This window comes from Janthinobacterium longum (assembly GCF_051380735.1).
In the GTDB taxonomy this organism is placed as follows: Bacteria; Pseudomonadota; Gammaproteobacteria; order Burkholderiales; family Burkholderiaceae_D; genus Janthinobacterium.
Map to the genome: position 1 here is coordinate 30,733 of NZ_JBNYXQ010000012.1, position 18,895 is coordinate 49,627.

Annotated in this window: 15 protein-coding genes; 11 read left to right on the forward strand and 4 right to left on the reverse strand. The window is 62.7% G+C overall.

Going from position 1 to position 18,895, the window contains the following annotated elements; translation table 11 throughout:
- The first annotated feature begins 38 nt into the window (after positions 1-38).
- The 10 genes from ACQ4WM_RS22415 (at position 39) to ACQ4WM_RS22460 (ending at position 13,656) form a co-directional block, all read left to right on the forward strand.
- Positions 39-1,550, forward strand: a complete 1,512-nt coding sequence (locus tag ACQ4WM_RS22415) for an MFS transporter (RefSeq protein WP_436548865.1) — start codon at positions 39-41, stop codon at positions 1,548-1,550.
- A gap of 168 nt (positions 1,551-1,718) precedes the next feature.
- Positions 1,719-2,939, forward strand: a complete 1,221-nt coding sequence (locus tag ACQ4WM_RS22420; protein ID WP_436548866.1) for a maltoporin — start codon at positions 1,719-1,721, stop codon at positions 2,937-2,939.
- 280 nt (positions 2,940-3,219) lie between these two features.
- Complete coding sequence (locus ACQ4WM_RS22425) at positions 3,220-4,230, forward strand: substrate-binding domain-containing protein (protein ID WP_436548867.1); 1,011 nt, start codon at positions 3,220-3,222, stop codon at positions 4,228-4,230.
- Between the two features lie 222 nt (positions 4,231-4,452).
- Positions 4,453-6,093 (forward strand): alpha-glucosidase, encoded by a 1,641-nt coding sequence (locus ACQ4WM_RS22430; RefSeq protein ID WP_436548868.1) that lies wholly within the window; start codon positions 4,453-4,455, stop codon positions 6,091-6,093.
- Between the two features lie 90 nt (positions 6,094-6,183).
- A complete protein-coding gene (locus tag ACQ4WM_RS22435; protein ID WP_436548869.1) occupies positions 6,184-7,272 on the forward strand; it encodes an ABC transporter ATP-binding protein in 1,089 nt (362 codons plus the stop codon).
- Positions 7,273-7,373: 101 nt separating this feature from the next.
- Complete coding sequence (malE, locus tag ACQ4WM_RS22440; protein WP_436548870.1) at positions 7,374-8,594, forward strand: maltose/maltodextrin ABC transporter substrate-binding protein MalE; 1,221 nt, start codon at positions 7,374-7,376, stop codon at positions 8,592-8,594.
- Positions 8,595-8,708: 114 nt separating this feature from the next.
- Complete coding sequence (gene malF / locus ACQ4WM_RS22445) at positions 8,709-10,220, forward strand: maltose ABC transporter permease MalF (protein ID WP_436548871.1); 1,512 nt, start codon at positions 8,709-8,711, stop codon at positions 10,218-10,220.
- 10 nt (positions 10,221-10,230) lie between these two features.
- Entirely contained in the window at positions 10,231-11,121 is an 891-nt protein-coding gene (malG, locus tag ACQ4WM_RS22450; RefSeq protein WP_436548872.1) for a maltose ABC transporter permease MalG, read from the forward strand.
- Position 11,122: 1 nt separating this feature from the next.
- Positions 11,123-12,751: an alpha-amylase family glycosyl hydrolase gene (locus tag ACQ4WM_RS22455; protein ID WP_436548873.1), complete on the forward strand. Its 1,629-nt coding sequence runs from the start codon at positions 11,123-11,125 to the stop codon at positions 12,749-12,751.
- Positions 12,748-13,656, forward strand: coding sequence for a carbohydrate kinase family protein (locus ACQ4WM_RS22460; RefSeq protein ID WP_436548874.1), 909 nt, complete (start codon positions 12,748-12,750; stop codon positions 13,654-13,656). Before ACQ4WM_RS22455 ends, ACQ4WM_RS22460 begins: the two co-directional genes overlap by 4 nt.
- Before the next feature lie 68 nt (positions 13,657-13,724).
- On the opposite strand, the gene ACQ4WM_RS22465 is transcribed toward ACQ4WM_RS22460, so the two are convergent.
- Complete coding sequence (locus ACQ4WM_RS22465; RefSeq protein WP_436548875.1) at positions 13,725-14,279, reverse strand: hypothetical protein; 555 nt, start codon at positions 14,277-14,279, stop codon at positions 13,725-13,727.
- A gap of 288 nt (positions 14,280-14,567) precedes the next feature.
- On the opposite strand from ACQ4WM_RS22465, the gene ACQ4WM_RS22470 reads away from it, so the two are divergent.
- Positions 14,568-15,866 (forward strand): O-acetylhomoserine aminocarboxypropyltransferase/cysteine synthase family protein, encoded by a 1,299-nt coding sequence (locus ACQ4WM_RS22470; protein WP_436548876.1) that lies wholly within the window; start codon positions 14,568-14,570, stop codon positions 15,864-15,866.
- 6 nt (positions 15,867-15,872) lie between these two features.
- Here ACQ4WM_RS22470 and ACQ4WM_RS22475 read toward each other — a convergent pair whose 3' ends face one another.
- From ACQ4WM_RS22475 to ACQ4WM_RS22485, 3 genes are read right to left on the reverse strand one after another with little or no spacing between them, the layout of a single operon-like run.
- The gene (locus tag ACQ4WM_RS22475) at positions 15,873-16,904 is read right to left on the reverse strand and encodes an AAA family ATPase (RefSeq protein WP_436548877.1); all 1,032 of its coding nucleotides are present in this window, start codon (positions 16,902-16,904) and stop codon (positions 15,873-15,875) included.
- The gene (locus ACQ4WM_RS22480) at positions 16,901-18,268 is read right to left on the reverse strand and encodes a phenylacetate--CoA ligase family protein (protein ID WP_436548878.1); all 1,368 of its coding nucleotides are present in this window, start codon (positions 18,266-18,268) and stop codon (positions 16,901-16,903) included. Before ACQ4WM_RS22480 ends, ACQ4WM_RS22475 begins: the two co-directional genes overlap by 4 nt.
- Positions 18,269-18,273: 5 nt before the next feature.
- Positions 18,274-18,867 carry a hypothetical protein gene (locus ACQ4WM_RS22485; protein ID WP_436548879.1) on the reverse strand — a complete coding sequence of 198 codons (594 nt, stop codon included), beginning with the start codon at positions 18,865-18,867 and terminating at the stop codon, positions 18,274-18,276.
- Positions 18,868-18,895: the final 28 nt, after the last annotated feature.

Here is an 18,895-nt window from a genome sequence, read left to right on the forward strand (position 1 = left end):
ATCCTATCATGGAATCCCTTGCTTACTGAATGCTTCCCATGACCTCTGTTTCCTCACAAAAGCGCCGCCTGCTGGTGTTGGCCGCCATTTGCCTGGCTGCGCTGTGCATGCCACTGAGTTTTACCGGCCCCGCGATTGCCATGGTGGCAATTGCCCTTGATCTGCACGGCAGCCCGCTGGCGCTGGCCTGGATCAGCAATGCCTTCATGCTCAGTTTTGGCGGCTGCCTGATGGCTGCCGGCGCGCTGGCTGACCGCTATGGCCGCAAGCGACTGTTCCTGCTCGGCTTGGCGGTGTTTTCTGTGGCGGCCGTGGCGCTGGCCTGTGCACCCACCATCGAAGCGCTGGGCATGCTGCGCGCAGTGCAGGGACTCGGTTGCGCACTGGCTCTGTCCAGCGGACTGGCGGCGCTGGCCCAGGAATTCGACGGCGCTGCCAGGGCGCGCGCCTTCAGCCTGATCGGCACGGCGTTCGGCGCCGGCCTGGCCTTCGGCCCCATTGTCGCCGGCAGCCTGGTCGCCTCGCTCGGCTGGCGCAGCCTGTTTGCGCTCACGGCGCTGGTGGGCCTGGTGGCACTGATCGTGGGGGCGCGCACCCTGCGCGAATCGCGCGACCGGCAGGCGGCCGCACTGGACTGGGCCGGCGCGCTCGGTTTCACCGGCGCCCTGTCACTGTTGACGTATGGCTTGCTGCAGGCGCCGCACAGCGGCTGGACCAGCCTGGCCAGTTGCGCCCTGCTGGGCGGCGCGGCGCTGCTGCTGGCGGCTTTCGTCGCGATCGAAAAACGCCAGCCGCGCCCCATGCTGGACCTGTCGCTGTTCCGCTTGCCCGCGTTTGCCGGCGTGCAGCTGCTGGCCGCCGCGCCGGCGTTTTCCTATGTCGTGCTGCTGGTGCTGCTGCCGGTGCGCCTGATCGGCATCGAGGGCTACAGCGCAACGAAGGCCGGCGCCATGATGCTGGCCCTGTCGGCGCCCATGCTGGTACTGCCGATGCTGGCCGGCCTGGCCGCGCAACGCCTGCCTGCCGCCCATATCTGCGGCGCCGGCCTCCTGGCCACCAGCGCTGGCCTGCTGTGGCTGTCCCACTGCGCGCCGGGCCTGCCCGCCACTACCCTTCTCGGCCCGCTGCTGCTGATCGGCGCCGGCATCAGCCTGCCCTGGGGTTTGATGGATGGCCTGGCCGTCAGCGTGGTGCCGGTGGAACGGGCCGGCATGGCAGCCGGCATCTTCAACACCACGCGCGTGGCCGGCGAAGGCATTGCGCTGGCGATTGTCGCAGCACTGCTGGCCAGCTTCACTGCCGCGGCGCTGCGCAAGCTGCCCGGCGTGAATGCGCAGGAAGCGGCGCTGGCGGCGCCGCTGCTGGCCATTGGCGAGCTGCGCCAGGCTGGCGCGCTGCTGGCGCACGCCAGTGCGCAGGAACTGGCGCAGGCTTACGGCTTGGCGTTTCGCCACTTGCTGCAGGTGCTCGCTGCCATCAGCACAGCCTCGGCACTGTTGATCCTGGTCTTCCTGCGCCAGCCTGCCGCCGGCCCGGCACCCGCGCGCTGACGTTTCTTCGCAACACGCATCGCAATCTTCCGCGGAAAACGAGTTTACTTGTCAAAGCGCTTTGAACTATACTTCAAAGCGCTTTGAAACATAATTAAAGCGCTTTGGCTTCGTCGATTAATGCAATGACCGGCGCCAGCCCGCCCCTATAAAAATACTGGAGATACGATGAACAAGCATTTCTTGAAAACCTTGCCAGCCGCCGTTGCCCTGACCTTGAGCGCTACGGCCGCCCAGGCCGCATTGCCGATTGATTTTGGCGGTTACTTCCGCTCGGGCTTCGGCACCAGCAGCGAAGGCGGCAAGGAATCCTGCTTCGGCCTGGCCGGCGCCTCGTCGAAATATCGCCTCGGTAACGAGTGCGAGACCTACGGTGAATTGAAATTCGGCGGCGAAGCCTTCAAGGCCGCCAACGGCACCACCTTTCGTATCAATACCCTGGTGGCGTTTTCCGTCAACCAGAACTTCGACTGGGAACAATCGGACCCGGCCTGGCGTGAAATGAACGTGGTGGCCGACAAGATCGGCACCGGCGCCTTCGCCGAAGCGCGGGCCTGGGTCGGCAAGCGCTACTACGACCGCCAGGACGTGCATATCACCGATTACTACTTCTGGAATAACAGCGGTCCCGGCGCCGGACTGGAAAACATCGACCTGGGTGCGGCGAAGCTGGCCTACGCCATCGTGCGCACCGCCGACGACACCGACAGCAAGCGCATGGTGTTCTCGCATGACCTGCGTTTTTCCGGCATCAAGGTCAACCCGGACGGCGAGCTGACGGTCGGTGCGCAGTTCAACCAGAAGCGCAACGCCGACGGCGCCGCGCCAGTCGCCAGCGGCCATCTGCTGACCCTGATGCACACGCAAGGCAACTTGCTGGGCGGCTATAACAAGGTCGCGCTGCAGTTCGGCAAGGGCAGCGGCGCCAACACGGGTGGCGCCACCCTCTCCGCCGACCGCGACGACAAGGTCGTGCGCCTGACCGAGCAACTGATGGTGCAGCCGAAAGGTTCCTGGTCCGGCATGGCCACCTTTGTCTACGAAGACAAGGAAACGTCAGGCGTGAGCAGCAAGTGGACCTCGCTCGGCGCGCGTCCGATCTACCATTTCACCGACAACTACAGCCTGGCAGTTGAGCTGGGTCATGACATCGTCAAGCCTGAAGGCGACAAGACGCGCAACCTGACCAAGCTGACCATCGCGCCGCAACTGTCGGCCGGCAACAGCTTCTGGTCGCGCCCCGTGCTGCGCGCCTTTTACACCTATGCCAAATGGAACAAGGCAGCCCAGTCGGCGGCCGTGGCCGAATCGGCACTGTCGTCGACTGGCGTGTTTGGCGGAAAAACCAACGGTAGCTCGATGGGTTTCCAGGTCGAGAGCTGGTGGTAAGAAACGTGGTCCAGGTTTGACCTGGCCTCTGGCAGCAACACCGCCCTCAGTTTTGGGCACGTAATACCGGAATCACCATCGCACCGCTGCATGCCATGGCCGGCAGTTTCATTGTAGTGATTCAGCAATCCTCTTTTTGCGCGGGCACCCTTCGGGTTGGCCCGCGTCTTTTTTTGCGCCGGCGCATGCAACAGGTCCCTGTGCAGTTCCCTGATCAAGCTTGCCATTATCAGATAAACTACCTGCCATTACACCAAGATCCACCCCTGACGCAGCATCCATGAACCTCAAAAATCTCGCCAAAACGCTAGGAATTTCCGAAACCACCGTCAGCCGTGCCTTGAATGGCTATCCGGAAGTGAGTGAGCGCACGCGCGAACGGGTGCTTGCCGCTGCGCAGGCAGCCGGCTACCGGCCCAATCCGATGGCCCGCAGCCTGGCCGTGGGCCGCACCAATATCGTCGGCATCATCTACCCGCTGCTGCCGAATGACCTGGCCGACCCGATGTTCATCGATATCGTCGGTGGCATGTCGGAAGCGCTCGAGGCGCAACAGATGGACATGATGATCTCGCCCGCCTCGGCCACCAATGAGTTCCATACCTATGAACGGATGGTAAAGGGCCGCCGCATCGACGGCCTGATCGTCGGGCGCACCAAGCCTTTCGACGAGCGCATCGCCTACCTGGCGCAGCAGAACATGCCGTTCGTCGCCCATGGCCGCACCCAGCTGAACCAGCCGCATGCCTGGTTCGACTACGACAACGAAGCCGGCATGCGCCTGGCTGTCGAGCGCCTGATGTCGCTCGGGCACCAGCGCATCGGCCTGATCAGCGCCACGCCCGACCTGAACTTCGTGCGCCAGCGGGTCGACAGTTTTCAACATGCCATGCGCGATGGCGGCCTGGCTGTCGACCCCGACAATCTGGTCGACAACGCCCATGACCGGCGCGCCGGCTACCAGGCCATGCAACGCCTGCTGGCCCGCTCGCAGCGTCCCACCGCTATCATCGTCGACAACCATATGTCGGGCGTGGGCGCGGTGCGCGCCTTGCTCGACGCCGGCGTGGCCATCGGCAGCGAGATGTCGCTGATCGTCTGGGGCGTGATGGAGGATTCCCTGGCCGGCCACAATGTCACCACCGTGGTCCAGCCTGACCCGCGCGGCGCCGGCGCGAAGATGATCCAGATGCTGCTGGCCTTGCTGGACGGCACGCCGGCCACCGACCTGCAGGAGCTGTGGCCTTGCGAGTTGCTGCCGGGAGAGTCGGCGGGGGTTGTACTCAGCTAGCAGGTTGAAAAACTTGCCGTAGTCCGCAGCGGAAATATGGGGTCAGACCCGGCGGGTCTGACCCCGGCCCTTCTCACGCATTCCCTGAAACTAAAATTTCGCCACTTCGCCAACCGATTCACTTTACTTTTCAAAGCGCTTTGAACTATACTCATTCCAGACCCAAAGCGCTTTGAACTTAAAATAAGACGCCGCCTACCAACCAGCGTTCAGAAATCATTCATGCCGACCATCAAGAACAATCTCGCCAACCTGCCCGCCGACTGGTGGCGCAGCGCCGTCATTTACCAGGTGTATCCACGCAGCTTCCTCGACAGCAATGGCGACGGTATCGGCGACCTGCCCGGCATTACTTCGAAACTCGATTACATCGCTGCTTTGGGCGCCGACATCGTCTGGATCTCGCCCTTCTTTACCTCGCCGATGAAGGACTTCGGCTACGACGTGGCCGACTTCTGTGATGTCGACCCGATGTTCGGTACCCTGGCCGATTTCGACCGCCTGGTCGCGCGCGCCCATGAGCTGGGACTGAAAGTGATGATCGACCAGGTGCTGTCGCATTCGTCCGATCGTCACCCGTGGTTCATCGAAAGCCGCGAAAGCCGCGACAATCCCAAGGCCGACTGGTATGTGTGGGCCGACCAGCAGCCCGATGGCACGGCGCCGAACAACTGGCTGTCCGTTTTCGGTGGTTCGGCCTGGCAATGGGAACCGCGCCGTGGGCAGTATTATCTGCACGACTTCCTTGTCAGCCAGCCCGACCTGAATTTTCACAATCCGGCAGTACAGCAGGCGCAACTCGATAACCTGCGCTTCTGGCTCGAACGCGGCGTCGACGGCTTCCGTTTCGACTCCTGCAATTTCCCCTACCACGATCAGCTGCTGCGCAATAATCCGCCAGCCGTCCAGCGCGACGCCAGCAGCGTGTCGGCCATCAACCCGTATGGCATGCAGTCCCACGTCTACGACAAAACCCAGCCGGAAAACATCGCCTACCTGCAGCGCGTGCGCGCCGTGCTCGACGAGTACCAGGCCATCTCGATCGGCGAAGTCGGTGACGACGATGCGCTGGCCACCATGGCCGCCTACACCACCGGTGGCGACAAGTTGCACATGGCCTACAGTTTCAACCTGCTGACGGCCGAATTTTCGGCCGCGCATATTCGCAAGCAGGTGGAAGAATTCGAAGCGAAAGTGACCGACGGCTGGGCTTCCTGGTCGGTCGGCAACCACGACAGCGTACGCGTGATGACGCGCTGGGGCGGCGCCCATCCATCGCCATCGCTGGCCAAGGTGGTGCTGGCGGTGCAAGCGGCGCTGAAAGGCACGCCTTGTTTGTACCAGGGCGACGAACTGGCGCTGACGGAAGCGGACATACCTTTCGAGGCGCTGCAAGACCCGTACGGCATTCCGTTCTGGCCGCAGTTCAAGGGCCGCGACGGCTGCCGCACGCCGATTCCGTGGGCCGGCGATGCGCCAAACGGCGGCTTCAGCAGCGCCAGGCCGTGGCTGCCGGTGCCGCCGGAACACCTGGCGCGCGCGGTTGACGTCGAAGAAAAAGACAGCACCTCGGCCCTGCAATTTGCACGCAATATCCTGGCCTGGCGCCGCACCCAGCCGCAGTTGCTGCGCGGCGAGATCGTCTTCTTCGACGCGCCGGAACCGGTGCTGGCTTTCCGGCGCGAACTCGATGGCCACCGCGCCATCCTGGCCGCCTTCAACCTCGGTACGCAAGCTGTCAGCTTCAGCTGGCCAGCCGCAGCGCAAGCGGTTGAACTGGCCGGTCACGGCCTGAGCGGCAGTGCGCAAGGCGCCAGCATCACCCTGCCTGCCCACGGCGGCTGGTTCAGCAAGCTGGCATAAGTACCCGACGTACCCAAAGGCAGCAATGCCGGCAACTACAATAATGAGCCCCGCGTTTCAGCGGGGCCGGATTGACATAGTGAGGACGACATGGCAGGACTGAAGTTAACGGGCTTGAAAAAAGCCTATGGCGACGTGCAAACCCTGCACGGTATCGACCTGGAGATCGCCGACGGCGAGTTCATGGTCTTCGTGGGGCCGTCCGGTTGCGGCAAATCGACCCTGCTGCGCACTATCTGCGGACTGGAAGAAATCAGCGGCGGCGACCTGTATATCGGCAAGACGCGCATGAACGACGTGCCACCCGCCAAGCGCGGCATCGCCATGGTGTTCCAGAGCTACGCCCTGTATCCGCACATGAGCGTGGCGCAGAACATGGCGTTTGGCCTGAAACTGGCCGGCATGAGTAAAGTACAGATTGCCGACGCCGTGCAACGCGCCGCGCAGATCCTGCGCATCGAGCCGCTGCTCGAACGTAAACCGAAAGACCTTTCGGGCGGCCAGCGCCAGCGCGTGGCCATCGGCCGCGCCATCGTGCGCAAGCCCGATGTGTTCCTGTTCGACGAACCGCTGTCCAACCTCGACGCCTCGCTGCGCGTGCAGATGCGCATCGAACTGGCGAACTTGCACCGCGAACTGCGCTCGACGATGATCTACGTCACCCATGACCAGGTCGAGGCGATGACCCTGGCCGACCGCATCGTGGTGCTGAACGCGGGCCGCATCGAACAGGTGGGCGCGCCGTTGGCCCTGTATCACCACCCCGCCAACCTTTTCGTGGCCGGCTTTCTCGGTTCGCCACGCATGAATTTCCTGAAGGGCAAAATCCAGTCGTACGCCGACGGCGTGGCGACCATCGCTACCACGGCCGGCGGCCTGCTGAGGGCGAACCTCGCGCAGTCGCTGCCGAATAGCGCTGCCGTCACGGTCGGCGCGCGTCCCGAACATGTGCAGGCTTGCGCGCCGGGCACGGTGGCCTCGGCCATCACTGCAAGCGTGCAGGCGGTGGAAAAACTGGGCGACATCAGCTATCTGTATGTGATGGTGGCCGGCGCCGAGGAGCCGCTGGTGGTACGCGCCGACGCCGAAACCGACTGGGCAATAGGCCAGCAGGTGGCGCTGCAGGTGGCGGCCTCGCGCGTGCATGTGTTCGACGAACACGGCCAGGCACGCACCTGATTATCTCTTTTCGGATCAGGCGCCATGGGCGCCGCCTGGCCAGTTTTATTTCAGCCTTGATGCAAATTGACACACCCATAAAAACAGCACTGGAGATCGACATGTCTTTACTGAACACCAAACGCACCCTGATCAAAACCACCCTGCTCGCCGCCGCGCTGGCCGGTATCGGCAACCTGGCCACCGTCACCATGGTGAACGCGGCCGAAGCGGGTACCCTGCTGATCTGGATCAATGGCGACAAGGGCTACAAAGGCCTGGCCAAGGTCGGCGAGGAATTTACCAAAAAGACCGGCGTCAAGGTCGTGGTCGAGCACCCGGAAGACGCGCCGAACAAATTCCAGCAGGCGGCAGCCGCCGGCAAGGGCCCGGATATCTGGATCTGGCCGCATGACCGCCTGGGCGGCTGGATCGACGCCGGCCTGTTGCAGCCGGTCAATCCGAGCAAGGAAGCGCGCGCCGCCATCGCGCCGCTGGCGTGGAACGCCTTCACGGTCACCGGCAAGACCTGGGGCTACCCGATGTCGATCGAAGCGGTAGCGCTGGTCTACAACAAGGACCTGGTGCCGACCCCGCCGAAAACCTTCGAGGAAATCGCCGCACTGGACAAGAAATTGTCCGCGCAAGGCAAAAAAGCCATCTTGTGGGATTACACCAATACCTATTTCACCTGGCCGCTGCTGGGCGCCGGTGGCGGCTTCCCGTTTGAAGTCAAGGCCGATGGCCGCTACGATGCGTCGAAAACGGGCGTCAACAATGCCGGTTCCGTGGCCGGCGTGAATGCCGTCATGAACCTCATCAACAGCGGCGCCATGGCCAAGGGCGCCGGCTACGCCGAAATGGAAGCCGGTTTCAACCAGGGCAAGATCGCCATGATGATCAACGGTCCATGGTCGTGGGACAATGCGCGCAAGTCGAAGATCAATTTCGGCGTGGCCACCATTCCTACCGTGGCCGGCAAGACTGCCACCCCGTTCGTCGGCGTGCTCGGCGCGATGATCTCGAAAGCCAGTCCGAACAAGGACCTGGCCGTCGAATTCCTGGAAAACCAGATGTTGCAGATCAATGGCCTGAAAACCATCAACGCCGACGTGCCGCTGGGCACGCCCGCCAACAAGGCGCTGTTTGCGGAACTGAAGTCGAATCCGAATATCCAGGCCACCATGGAAAGCGCGCAGGCAGGCCGCCCGATGCCGAACAACCCGGAAATGGGCCGCTTCTGGTCGTCGATGCAATCGGCGCTGGAAAACATCACGCAAGGCCGCCAGAGTACCAAGGAAGGCCTGGATGCAGCGGCGAAGCGGATCACGACAGCGAATTGATATAGCTTTGCGGTAGTGCAAGCAAATCCGGGGTCAGACCCGTCGGGTCTGACCCCAGCCCTCCGCTGCGTCCCCGCTCGACGCAAACAGCACCACTTTCACAGGTATCCCATCGTGCGCAAGTTTATCGGCCCTACGGTACTGACCATCAGCATGGCGCTGGGTCTGTACCTGCTGTTCCTGTTGTATATATCCGGCCAGACCATGCTGGCTGCCGTTTTCCTGGGCCTCTTGACGCTGACGACGTTTGTCTTCACGTCGCCGCGCGCCTATGCCTATCGCTATCTGTTCCCCGGCATTACGGCGGTCATCGTCTTCGTGCTGCTGCCGCTGGTATACACGGTGTCGATCGGCTTTACCAATTTCAGTTCGCGCAACCTGCTCACCTACGAGCGCGCCACGCAATACCTGCTGGACGAAACCCAGCGTGTGGAAAGCGCCGGCTATGCGATGACAGCGCACCGCGATGACAAACAATACCGCTTGCGTCTGGAAAGCCCCGACACGGGCGAAGTGCTGCTCACCGCCCCGCTGGCCCTGAAGCGCGCCGTGCCCCTGACAGTGGAAGTGGCGCCTGTCGATCCGGTGCAAGCGCCGGTGCTGGCCGAGCCGCTCGGCATCAAGGACATTATCGCGCTGCAAAAGGATTTGAAGCTGCTCACCTTGGTGCTGCCCAATAAAATCGAACTGCGCATGGTGGGCCTGCGCGAATTCGGCCCGGTCGCGCATGTCTACAAGCAGCTGCCCGACAAGACCCTGAAAAAAGTCGCCACCGGAGAAATCGTGCAAGCCAATTTCAAGACGGGTTTCTATGAAATGGCCGATGGCACGAAGCTGGAACCGGGCTTCAAGGTCAATGTCGGCTTTGCCAATTTCGTCAAGATCTTCTCGGACGAAGCGTTCCGCGGCCCCTTCCTGCGTATTTTCGTCTGGACCATCGTGTTTGCCCTGATCAGCGTGGCCACCACCACCGGCCTGGGCATGGTGCTGGCCGTGCTCCTGAACTGGGATGCACTGCGCTTTCGCGGGCTGTACCGCACCCTGCTGTTCCTGCCATACGCCGTGCCGGGCTTTATTTCCATCCTGGTATTCAAGGGCCTGTTCAACAATAACTTCGGCGAGATCAACCTGGTGCTCGACGCCCTGTTCGGCATCAAGCCGGCCTGGTTCTCCGACACCACCCTGGCCAAGGCCATGATTTTGATCGTCAATACCTGGCTCGGCTACCCCTACATGATGGTGGTCTGCATGGGCCTGATCAAGGCGATTCCGTCGGACCTGTACGAAGCCTCCGCGCTGGCCGGTGCGGGTCCCCTGACCAACTTTTTCAAGATCACCCTGCCGCTGATCATCAAGCCGCTGACACCGCTGATGGTGGCCAGCCTGGGCTTCAACTTCAATAATTTCGTTCTGATCAGCTTGCTTACGGGCGGGCGTCCCGACTTCCTTGATACCACGCTGCCGGCCGGCACCACCGATCTGCTGGTGTCGTACACCTACCGCATCGCGTTCGAGGATTCGGGCCAGAACTTCGGCCTGGCCGCCGCCATCTCGACCCTGATCTTCTTCCTCGTGGCCGCGATCTCGCTGGTCAATATGCGCCTGACGCGCATGAACAAAGCTTAAAGGACAGCATATGGCTATCGTTGTCGACCGTTCCAACCGCTGGCGCATTGTCGCCGCCCACGTCGCCGTCATCGCGCTGATCGCGCTGGTGATGTTTCCCTTCCTGATGATTTTGTCGATTTCGCTGCGGCCCGGCAACTTCGCCTCGGGCAGCCTGATACCGCCCGAGATCAGTTTCGAGCACTGGCGCCTGGCGCTGGGCATGTCCTGGCAGGCGCCCAACGGTACCCTGGTCGAACCGGACTTTCCCGTGCTGCTGTGGCTGTGGAATTCGATCAAGGTGGCCACCATGAGCGCGACGCTGACGGTGCTGCTGTCGACCACCTGCGCGTACGCGTTCGCGCGCATGCAGTTCCGCTTCAAGTCGCAGACCCTGTCGGCCCTGCTGCTGTTGCAGATGTTCCCCGCCGTGCTGGCACTGGTGGCCATCTACGCCATCTTCGACCTGCTGGGCAGCTATGTACCGTGGCTGGGCATCGACCACCACGGCAGCCTGGTGTTGGCCTACACGGGCGGCATCGCCATGCATATCTGGACCATCAAGGGCTACTATCAAACCATTCCGATCGAGATCGAGGAAGCGGCAAAGGTCGACGGCGCTTCGCAGTGGCAGGCCTTTGTGTACGTGCTGCTGCCGATGACAGTACCGATTCTGATGGTGGTGTTTTTGCTGTCGTTTATCGGCGCCATCATCGAATACCCGATCGCCTCCGTGCTGCTGCATGAACAGAATAACCTGACCCTGGCGGTGGGTTCCAAGCTGTTCCTGTACGAGCAAAAATACCTGTGGGGCGACTTCGCCGCAGCGGCCATTTTGTCCGGCCTGCCGATCACGGCCGTATTCCTGCTGGCGCAGAAATGGATGATTTCCGGCCTGACGGCTGGCGGCGTGAAAGGTTGATATGCGCCGCGCTCTGACCACGCTGGCCGCATTGATGCTGGGGATGTCCGCTCAAGCTGCAAGCTTCGCGGACAACCCGATCGTCTACTTTGCCATCACCGACAGGTTCGTCAACGGCAATCCCGGCAACGACCATAGTTATGGGCGTGCTGCCGACCCGGAAGGCGCCGATGGCGGCAGCTTCCATGGCGGCGATATTGCCGGCATCACGCAGCAGCTCAAAGCCGGCTATTTCAAACAGCTGGGCATCAACGCGCTGTGGATCACGGCACCGTATGAACAGATCCACGGCTGGGTGGTTGGCGGCAAGCAGGCGTTCCGGCACTATGCCTATCACGGCTACTGGGCGCTCGACTACACCACCATGGACGCCAATATGGGCACGCGCGAGGAACTGCGCGAGATGATCAATACCGCGCACGCGCAGGGCATCCGCGTGCTGTTCGACGTGGTGCTCAATCATCCGGGCTACGCCGACCTGCGCACCCTGGCCGAGTACAAGGTAGCGGTGCTGTGGCCAGGCCATGAAAAGGCGACCCTGCGCGACTATCACAGCTTTGTCGACTACAACAATTTCGACTTCAGGCAGTGGTGGGGGCCAGACTGGGTGCGCGCCGGACTGCCCGGCTACCGCGAAGGCGGCCAGGATGACTATTCCATGCAACTGGCTTTCCTGCCGGACTTCCGTACCGACAGCGCGCAGGCAGTGGGGCTGCCACCCATCCTGCAGCGCAAGAGCGACACGCGCGCTACCGCCCTGCCCGGCACCACCGTGCGCGGTTACCTGGTTGGCTGGCTGGCCGACTGGGTGCGCGAATTCGGCGTCGATGGTTTCCGGGCCGACACCGTCAAGCATGTGGAACCGGCCAACTGGCTGGCCCTGCGCGCAGCCGCCACCAAGGCGCTGGCCGACTGGAAGGCGCGCCATCCGCAGCAGAAAATCGACGATGCGCCATTCTGGATGACGGGCGAAGCCTGGGACCATGGCCCCGAGCGCAGCAGCTGGCACGATGCAGGGTTTGATTCGATGATCAATTTCGATTTCCAGCATCGCGCCGGCAGCAACTGGAAGACCATCGACGGCGTGTATCGCCAGTATGCAAGGCTGCTGGGCAAGGCGCCCCGTTACGATATCCTGTCGTATGTCTCCTCGCACGACACCAGCCTGTTCCCGCGCGAGCAGCTGAAACATGGCCTGTCCGCCCTGCTGCTGGCGCCCGGCGGCGTGCAGCTGTTCTATGGCGACGAAAGCAGCCGCCCACGCGGCAAGGCGCCTGCTGGCGATGAACAGCAGGCCACCCGCTCCGACATGAACTGGCAATCGCCCGACACCGCCATGCTGGCCCACACGAGGAAACTGGGCCAGTTCCGCTTGCGCCATCCTGCGCTGGCGCGCGGCGAGCATCGCCTGGTCGATGAGGCGCCGTACGCATTTGCACGCTTGACGGACGGTGACCGTGTCATCGCCCTGCCTGATGCGCAAGGCGAGGTAACGCTCAAGGTGGGCGGCGTGTTTGCCGAGGGCGCCACTGTGCGCGACGCGTACGCCGATCAAACTTATACCGTCATCAACGGCGCCGTCACCATCAACGCGACCGGCACCGTTTTGCTGGAAACAACAACACCATGAGCAGCTACGATATTTTAGTTGTCGGCGGCGCCGGCATCGACACCATCGTGCGCGTACCCAGCCTGCAATTGCCGCTGGCAGACGCCGTGCACGTACCGCCCATTCTCGATTATGTGGCCCATACCGGCAATGGCGTCGCACAGGGCTGCCATGCGCTGGGACTGCGCTGCAAGTTCATCGACTTTATCGGCGACGATGCGCAAGGCGCAGCCATCGTGCAGCGCTACAAGGAGGTCAAGCTCGATTTCAGTTACCTGATCGAGCCGTCCGGCACGCGCCGCAGCGTCAATCTGGTTGACCGGCAAGGGCGGCGCCTGTCGCTGTATGACGGCCGCCATCCGGAAACGCTGCGCATGCCGCCCAACTTCTACCTGCCCTACCTGGGCCCGGCGCGCCATGCGCACTTTTCCATCATGGGATGGGTGGCACAGCTGTTTGACGATGCTTTGGCCAGCGGCACCACCGTCTCGACCGATCTGCACGACTGGGACGGCGTCAACCCGCACCACCGGGTGTTTGCATTGCGCTCGGACCTGGTATTTCTCAGCACCGCAGCGCTGGGCGAGCGCAGGGACACCGTCATGCGCGCCATCGTGGAGCAAGGACGCGCGCAAGCCGTGATCGCCATGGCTGGCGGCGATGGCGCGTATCTGCTGGAACGGGGCAAAGATGAGGTACGCCATTTTGCGTGCGCCGAACCGGAGCTGCCCGTGGTCGACACCAACGGCGCGGGTGACTCGTTCGTGGCGGCCTTCCTGCATGCCTGGCTGGGCGGCGAAAGCCTGGTAATCGCCATGCGGCGCGGCGCCATCGCTGGCGCCTTTGCCTGTGCCCGGCATGGCACGCATGAGCGCTTCGTGACGCGGGAAGTACTGCTGCGCTCAGATCAAGGCTACACTGGCTGATGACTCAAGCAGCTCTCAGGCATGCCGACCTGGCGCTCCGCTTCTGATCCGGTAACCGGCAAGCGGAGTCATGACGATTTGCTTTTCACACATTGATCGTTGATTTGACGAATTTTTTCGTCCAGTGCCCATTGCACGACTTCCCTGGCCAGACCAGGCGCAGCGGAAACCGGGGTTCCGTCGAGCCGTCCATAAATGCTGCCGGCTCCCGTATATGCACGGTCCAGCAGCATGGTTTCATGGGTGCCACCTTTCCTCGCAAGGTACAGTGCATACCTTGGTTCCACCATCGCGTCGTTATTTGCCTCGCCATGCAGAGGAAATTTATCGAGAATATCGCGCAACTTCTGGTTCTTTTCGCTGTTTTCAGTAACGTATGTGCAACCCGCTTTCAGCAAGGTCGATTCAGTCAGCCGTACCCTGAACAACATTGAATCGGAAACATAGACCAGCTTGCTCTGGACGATTTCATCGTCAGCACTGCCAGTATCGTTCAAAGCGGGCGCTGCGCCGCAAACCCCGGCAGCAGCCAGCGCCACCGCAAAGACGGTGGCGCTAAAAATTCCATGCGATACCATGCGTGGCACAGTCGGGCTTGCGGAATTGGCTATTTTTGACGACATATCACCTCCATAAACAAGTTTGAACCAATCAAAAAGTGAATTCGCTGAGAATTCCACCCGGCAAACGATGGGCAAACACCGGCATCTCCATGATCTCACGCTGTCGCGTGTCATTGACCAGCAACGAAACAGACGGTAACAATTGGCATCAGCAAGTAAGGGACACCTATGCCGGAACCGCACTAGCTTATGACTTAAAATTCTATCAAGCCTGCCGGCACGGCAACGCCCTCATGGCACAATGGCTGCGGATTTCACCACACCAGAATTTGAGACCGGAGACCTGCAATGAGAATCGAAACCCTGGCCGTGCATGCCGGCTATTCCCCCGACCCGACCACCAAGGCCGCCGCCGTCCCGATCTACCAGACGGTGGCCTATGCTTTTGATAATGCCCAGCATGGTGCCGACCTGTTCGACCTGAAAGTGGCCGGCAATATCTACACGCGCATCATGAATCCGACCCAGGACGTGCTGGAAAAACGCGTGGCTGCACTGGAAGGCGGCGTGGCGGCGCTGGCCGTGGCCTCGGGCATGGCGGCGATCACCTATGCGATCCAGACGATTGCCGAAGCGGGCGACAATTTTATTTCGGCCAGCCAGCTGTACGGCGGCACCTACAATCTGTTTGCCCACACTTTGCCGCAGATCGGCATCGAGGTACGATTTGCCGATGCACGCCAGCCGGACACCTTCGCCGCGCTGATCGACAGCCGCACCAAGGCGATTTTCTGCGAATCGATCGGCAACCCGCTGGGCAATGTGACCGACGTCGCCAAGCTGGCCGAAATCGCCCATGCGCATGGCATTCCGCTGATCGTCGACAACACGGTGCCCAGCCCCTATCTGTTCCGTCCGATCGAACACGGCGCCGATATCGTGGTGCACTCGCTGACCAAATACCTGGGCGGCCACGGCACCACGGTGGGCGGCGCCATTGTCGACAGCGGCAAGTTTCCCTGGTTTGACCACAAGCAGCGCTTCAAACGCCTCAATGAACCGGACGTGTCGTATCACGGCGTGGTCTACACGGAAGCGTTCGGCCCGGCTGCCTTTATCGGCCGCGCGCGGGTGGTCCCGCTGCGCAATATGGGAGCGGCCATTTCCCCGCTCTCCGCCTTCCAGCTGATCCAGGGCATCGAAACGCTGGCGCTGCGCATGGACCGCATCTGCGACAACACGCTGGCGCTGGCCAAACACCTGAAGCACCATCCGAAAGTCGCCTGGGTCAATTACGCGGGCCTGGAAGACCATGCCGACTACGCGCTGGTGAAGAAATACATGAACGGTCGCGCCTCGGGCATTCTGTCGTTCGGCCTGAAACTGGCCGACGGCGCGAATGTCAACCCGGACCCGCGCGCGGCCGGCGCCCGCGTGCTCGACGCCCTGAAACTGTTCACGCGCCTGGTCAATATCGGCGATGCAAAGTCGCTGGCCACCCATCCTGCTTCGACCACGCACCGCCAGCTCAATCCTGAGGAGCTGGCCAAGGCGGGCGTATCGGAAGACATGCTGCGCCTGTCGGTCGGCATCGAGCATATCGACGATCTGCGTGAAGACCTGGAGCAGGCGCTGGCGGCGGCATAAGCCGGCTTACGCCAGCAGGCGGGCCACCTGTCCGATACGCTCGTCCACCGTGCCCGCCACATCGATATACGCTATTCCCCGCCGTGCCAGCTCGGCCTGATACCAGGCATGCTGGCGCGCGCGAAAGCCCTCGTCGCGGCGCGTGCCATCCTGGATAAACGGGAAGTCCGGCGCGCACAGCAGCACCAGGTCGTAGCGGTGCTCGGCCAGTTGCGCCAGTTCGGGTTCAGCCTCGCCGAACATCTCGATGCAGTAGAAAAGCGTGGTCATCGGCGAGGTGTCGCAGAACAGCCAGCGACGTGCCTGCCCTGCTGCTGACTTCTCGCGCCGCAGCTGTTCGCGACCGATTTTGAGCAAGTCGTCATAGTCCAGCACCCCATCCTGGCTTTCCCACAATTCGCGGCCGTATTCGGCCACCCAGCTGGTATCGAAATGCGCGGCCAGCGCGGCGGTGAGCGTGGTCTTGCCGCTCGATTCGCCGCCCAGCACGCAGATGCGCGTCACCAGCCCTGCGTACACCAGAGTATCCAGAAAGGCCCGGTGCGCGTGCGGATCGCTGCGCACGGCCGTGCCGGATACAGGAATCCGTGTTCTTGCCTGGTCGACGCTGACATGGGCCACCGGCGAGCCGGCATAAGACTCGCCCAGCACGGCGGCAAAGCCAGGGCCATAGTCCTCGCTGGAGAACACGGCGTCGACCGGCAGGTCCAGCAATGTCCAGCACAGCCAGCCCATAAAGTGGCGATGCACATCACCGTCATCGAGATCGTTATGCGGTAAAGTGCGGGGCGCGATGCCGCGCGCCGCGCAAAGAGCAGCCAGACGATCATCATCGAGCACCACGATGGCCGCTTGCGGATACAGCGCACGCAGCCACTCTTCGCGGCGCGCAGGCTCCAGGCCAGGAAACTCGGGCCTGGTATAGCTGACGATCAGCAGTTCCTCGCTGCCAGCCTGCGCGCGATCAAGCAGCAGTTGATGGCCACGGTGCAGCGGACAGAACTTGCCCACCACCAGCGCCCGTTTGAATTTTCTCATGCCAGAGCTTCCTGCAAATCCGAGGTGTATTGAATGATTTTGTCTTCCGCCAGCAGCACTTCCACCGTGACATCGCCGAAAAACGGCGCCAGCAGGTCGCGCGCCTGCTGCGCCTGGGCCATGGCGCCGGCAGCCAGGCGCAGCACGATGGTGCCATCATGCTGCTGGTGCACGCCGAACAGTGCGATGGCCAGCGGTTTGAGCGCGTGCGTGATATCGATATTGTTGATCCAGGCGCCGCTGGCCGTACGATAGCGCAGCGGACTGCGCCCGGCCAGCCCGACCAGCACCGGTCCATGCGGGCCGTGTGCCAGCGAGGCATAATCGCCGGTGCGATAGCGCAGCAGCGGCAGGCAGAAGTTGAAGCCGCCAGTGACCGTAATTTCGCCGCGCACGCCATCGGGTACCGGTTTGCCTTGTGTGTCGAGGATTTCCACGTACAGCCGGTGCTGCAGCAGCACATGACCGCCAGCCGCTTCGTCATACACGGCCACCGGCCCCACTTCATTGAGCGAATAGATATCGAGCAAGGGACAGTTGAAGCGCTGTTCGAGGCGCGAGCGCATGCCAGGCAACAGCATCATCGAGACCGACATCAGCGCGGCCGGGCGGTGCGTCATCGGCACATTGAGCAGCTCGGCAAACGAGATCGGGTCGCCGGCGATCAGTTCGGGCGCCATCGCATCAAGGTAGCGCGCGCGGTCGTCAGGATGGCGCCAGTCGTCCACGTGCAGGTTCAGCTTGGCCAGGCCCGATTCGCCCATGGTGGGCGTCACCGAGACATACGTAAAGCAGCGCCGCTGGTGGCCCAGCAGCATCACGCCCACCTGGCCGGCGCCATGGCGCAAGGTGACGCCGAAACGATGCAATGCGCGCTTGTGGAAGGCCAGGTAGCGCCCCGCCACCACCGGGTGCGAAGCGATCAGCAGGGGGTGGCCTGTGGTTCCCGTGGTGTGGAAATTGATCATGCGCGCCAGGTCGGCGTCGTCCGGCACAAAGGCGGCGATATCTTGCGACAGGTCGGCGCGGCTGATCAAAGGCACGTCCACCAGCCGCGCGGGCGGCGAACCGCAGGCGCGGTAATGCGGCACCATCGCATAGGCATGGCGCAGGAAACCGGACATCCAGGCCGGTGGCTGGCCAGGCTGCCAGCCGATAACGGCGTCCATCACTTCGCGTTCATGGGCAAGCAGCGCCGCCACCTCCGCTGCCAGCAGCTTGTTGCCACTGCGGTTGCGATAGACCGGTGCGGCCGGGTGAGTGCGCAACCGGGCCAGCATGCGCCGGCCCGCGTCCGTCAAGGTAGGACAGTATTCGAGGTCGCTGTCCCATGCGCCGGCAGGCAGGTTTGCGTCACTGCGCAACAAGCTCATTCACGCGACCATTTGTCGGCCGATTCCTGGGCCGCTTTTTTGGCCAGCGCTTCGCGGATCTCGCGCGAGCGCTGTTCGGCCGCGCGGCTCGCCTCGAGCAGGCGACGCCGCTCGGTACCGCTGATGGCCGACAATCTGTCGATGGCCTGCGCCTCGCTTTCGCCATCGGGCCGAAAGCCCAGCCGCGCCAGCACGATGCGCGCCAGTTCCTCGCGCCGCTCGGGGTCTTGCGTGTATTGATGGGCCGGCGACGCCGCCGCCAGCTCGCGCGCCGCCTCGCCCAGCACCTGCAGCAGATCGTCTTGCGCCAGCTGCTGCGCGACGAACCAGTCGTCGGCCAGCAGCCAGCACATGATCATGGCCAGCGCCAGGCGGTTGCGGTCGGCCTTGACCTGGACGCCGTGAAAACCCTGCAAGGAAGTGGCCGGTGCACGCGCGCCATGCAAATGCAAAATGTCGTTGACCAGCGCCGCCACCGCCACCGCTTGCGGGTTATGCACGCCGGCGATGCGCGGCTCGCGCAGGAATTCCGCAGGCGTGTCGGCCAGGCGGTGGGTCAACATTTCAAGGTGAGGGCCTGATTGATTCATGGTGACGTTACCTCGACCCAAGACTCAA

Excerpts from the sequence above, each read along its gene's own strand:
- ACQ4WM_RS22415 (WP_436548865.1), top strand. The coding sequence starts at position 39 with ATGACCTCTGTTTCCTCACAAAAGCGCCGCCTGCTGGTGTTGGCCGCC.
- ACQ4WM_RS22420 (WP_436548866.1), top strand. The coding sequence starts at position 1,719 with ATGAACAAGCATTTCTTGAAAACCTTGCCAGCCGCCGTTGCCCTGACC.
- ACQ4WM_RS22425 (WP_436548867.1), top strand. The coding sequence starts at position 3,220 with ATGAACCTCAAAAATCTCGCCAAAACGCTAGGAATTTCCGAAACCACC.
- ACQ4WM_RS22430 (WP_436548868.1), top strand. The coding sequence starts at position 4,453 with ATGCCGACCATCAAGAACAATCTCGCCAACCTGCCCGCCGACTGGTGG.
- ACQ4WM_RS22435 (WP_436548869.1), top strand. The coding sequence starts at position 6,184 with ATGGCAGGACTGAAGTTAACGGGCTTGAAAAAAGCCTATGGCGACGTG.
- malE (WP_436548870.1), top strand. The coding sequence starts at position 7,374 with ATGTCTTTACTGAACACCAAACGCACCCTGATCAAAACCACCCTGCTC.
- malG (WP_436548872.1), top strand. The coding sequence starts at position 10,231 with ATGGCTATCGTTGTCGACCGTTCCAACCGCTGGCGCATTGTCGCCGCC.
- ACQ4WM_RS22455 (WP_436548873.1), top strand. The coding sequence starts at position 11,123 with ATGCGCCGCGCTCTGACCACGCTGGCCGCATTGATGCTGGGGATGTCC.
- ACQ4WM_RS22460 (WP_436548874.1), top strand. The coding sequence starts at position 12,748 with ATGAGCAGCTACGATATTTTAGTTGTCGGCGGCGCCGGCATCGACACC.
- ACQ4WM_RS22465 (WP_436548875.1), bottom strand. The coding sequence starts at position 14,279 with ATGTCGTCAAAAATAGCCAATTCCGCAAGCCCGACTGTGCCACGCATG.
- ACQ4WM_RS22470 (WP_436548876.1), top strand. The coding sequence starts at position 14,568 with ATGAGAATCGAAACCCTGGCCGTGCATGCCGGCTATTCCCCCGACCCG.
- ACQ4WM_RS22475 (WP_436548877.1), bottom strand. The coding sequence starts at position 16,904 with ATGAGAAAATTCAAACGGGCGCTGGTGGTGGGCAAGTTCTGTCCGCTG.
- ACQ4WM_RS22485 (WP_436548879.1), bottom strand. The coding sequence starts at position 18,867 with ATGAATCAATCAGGCCCTCACCTTGAAATGTTGACCCACCGCCTGGCC.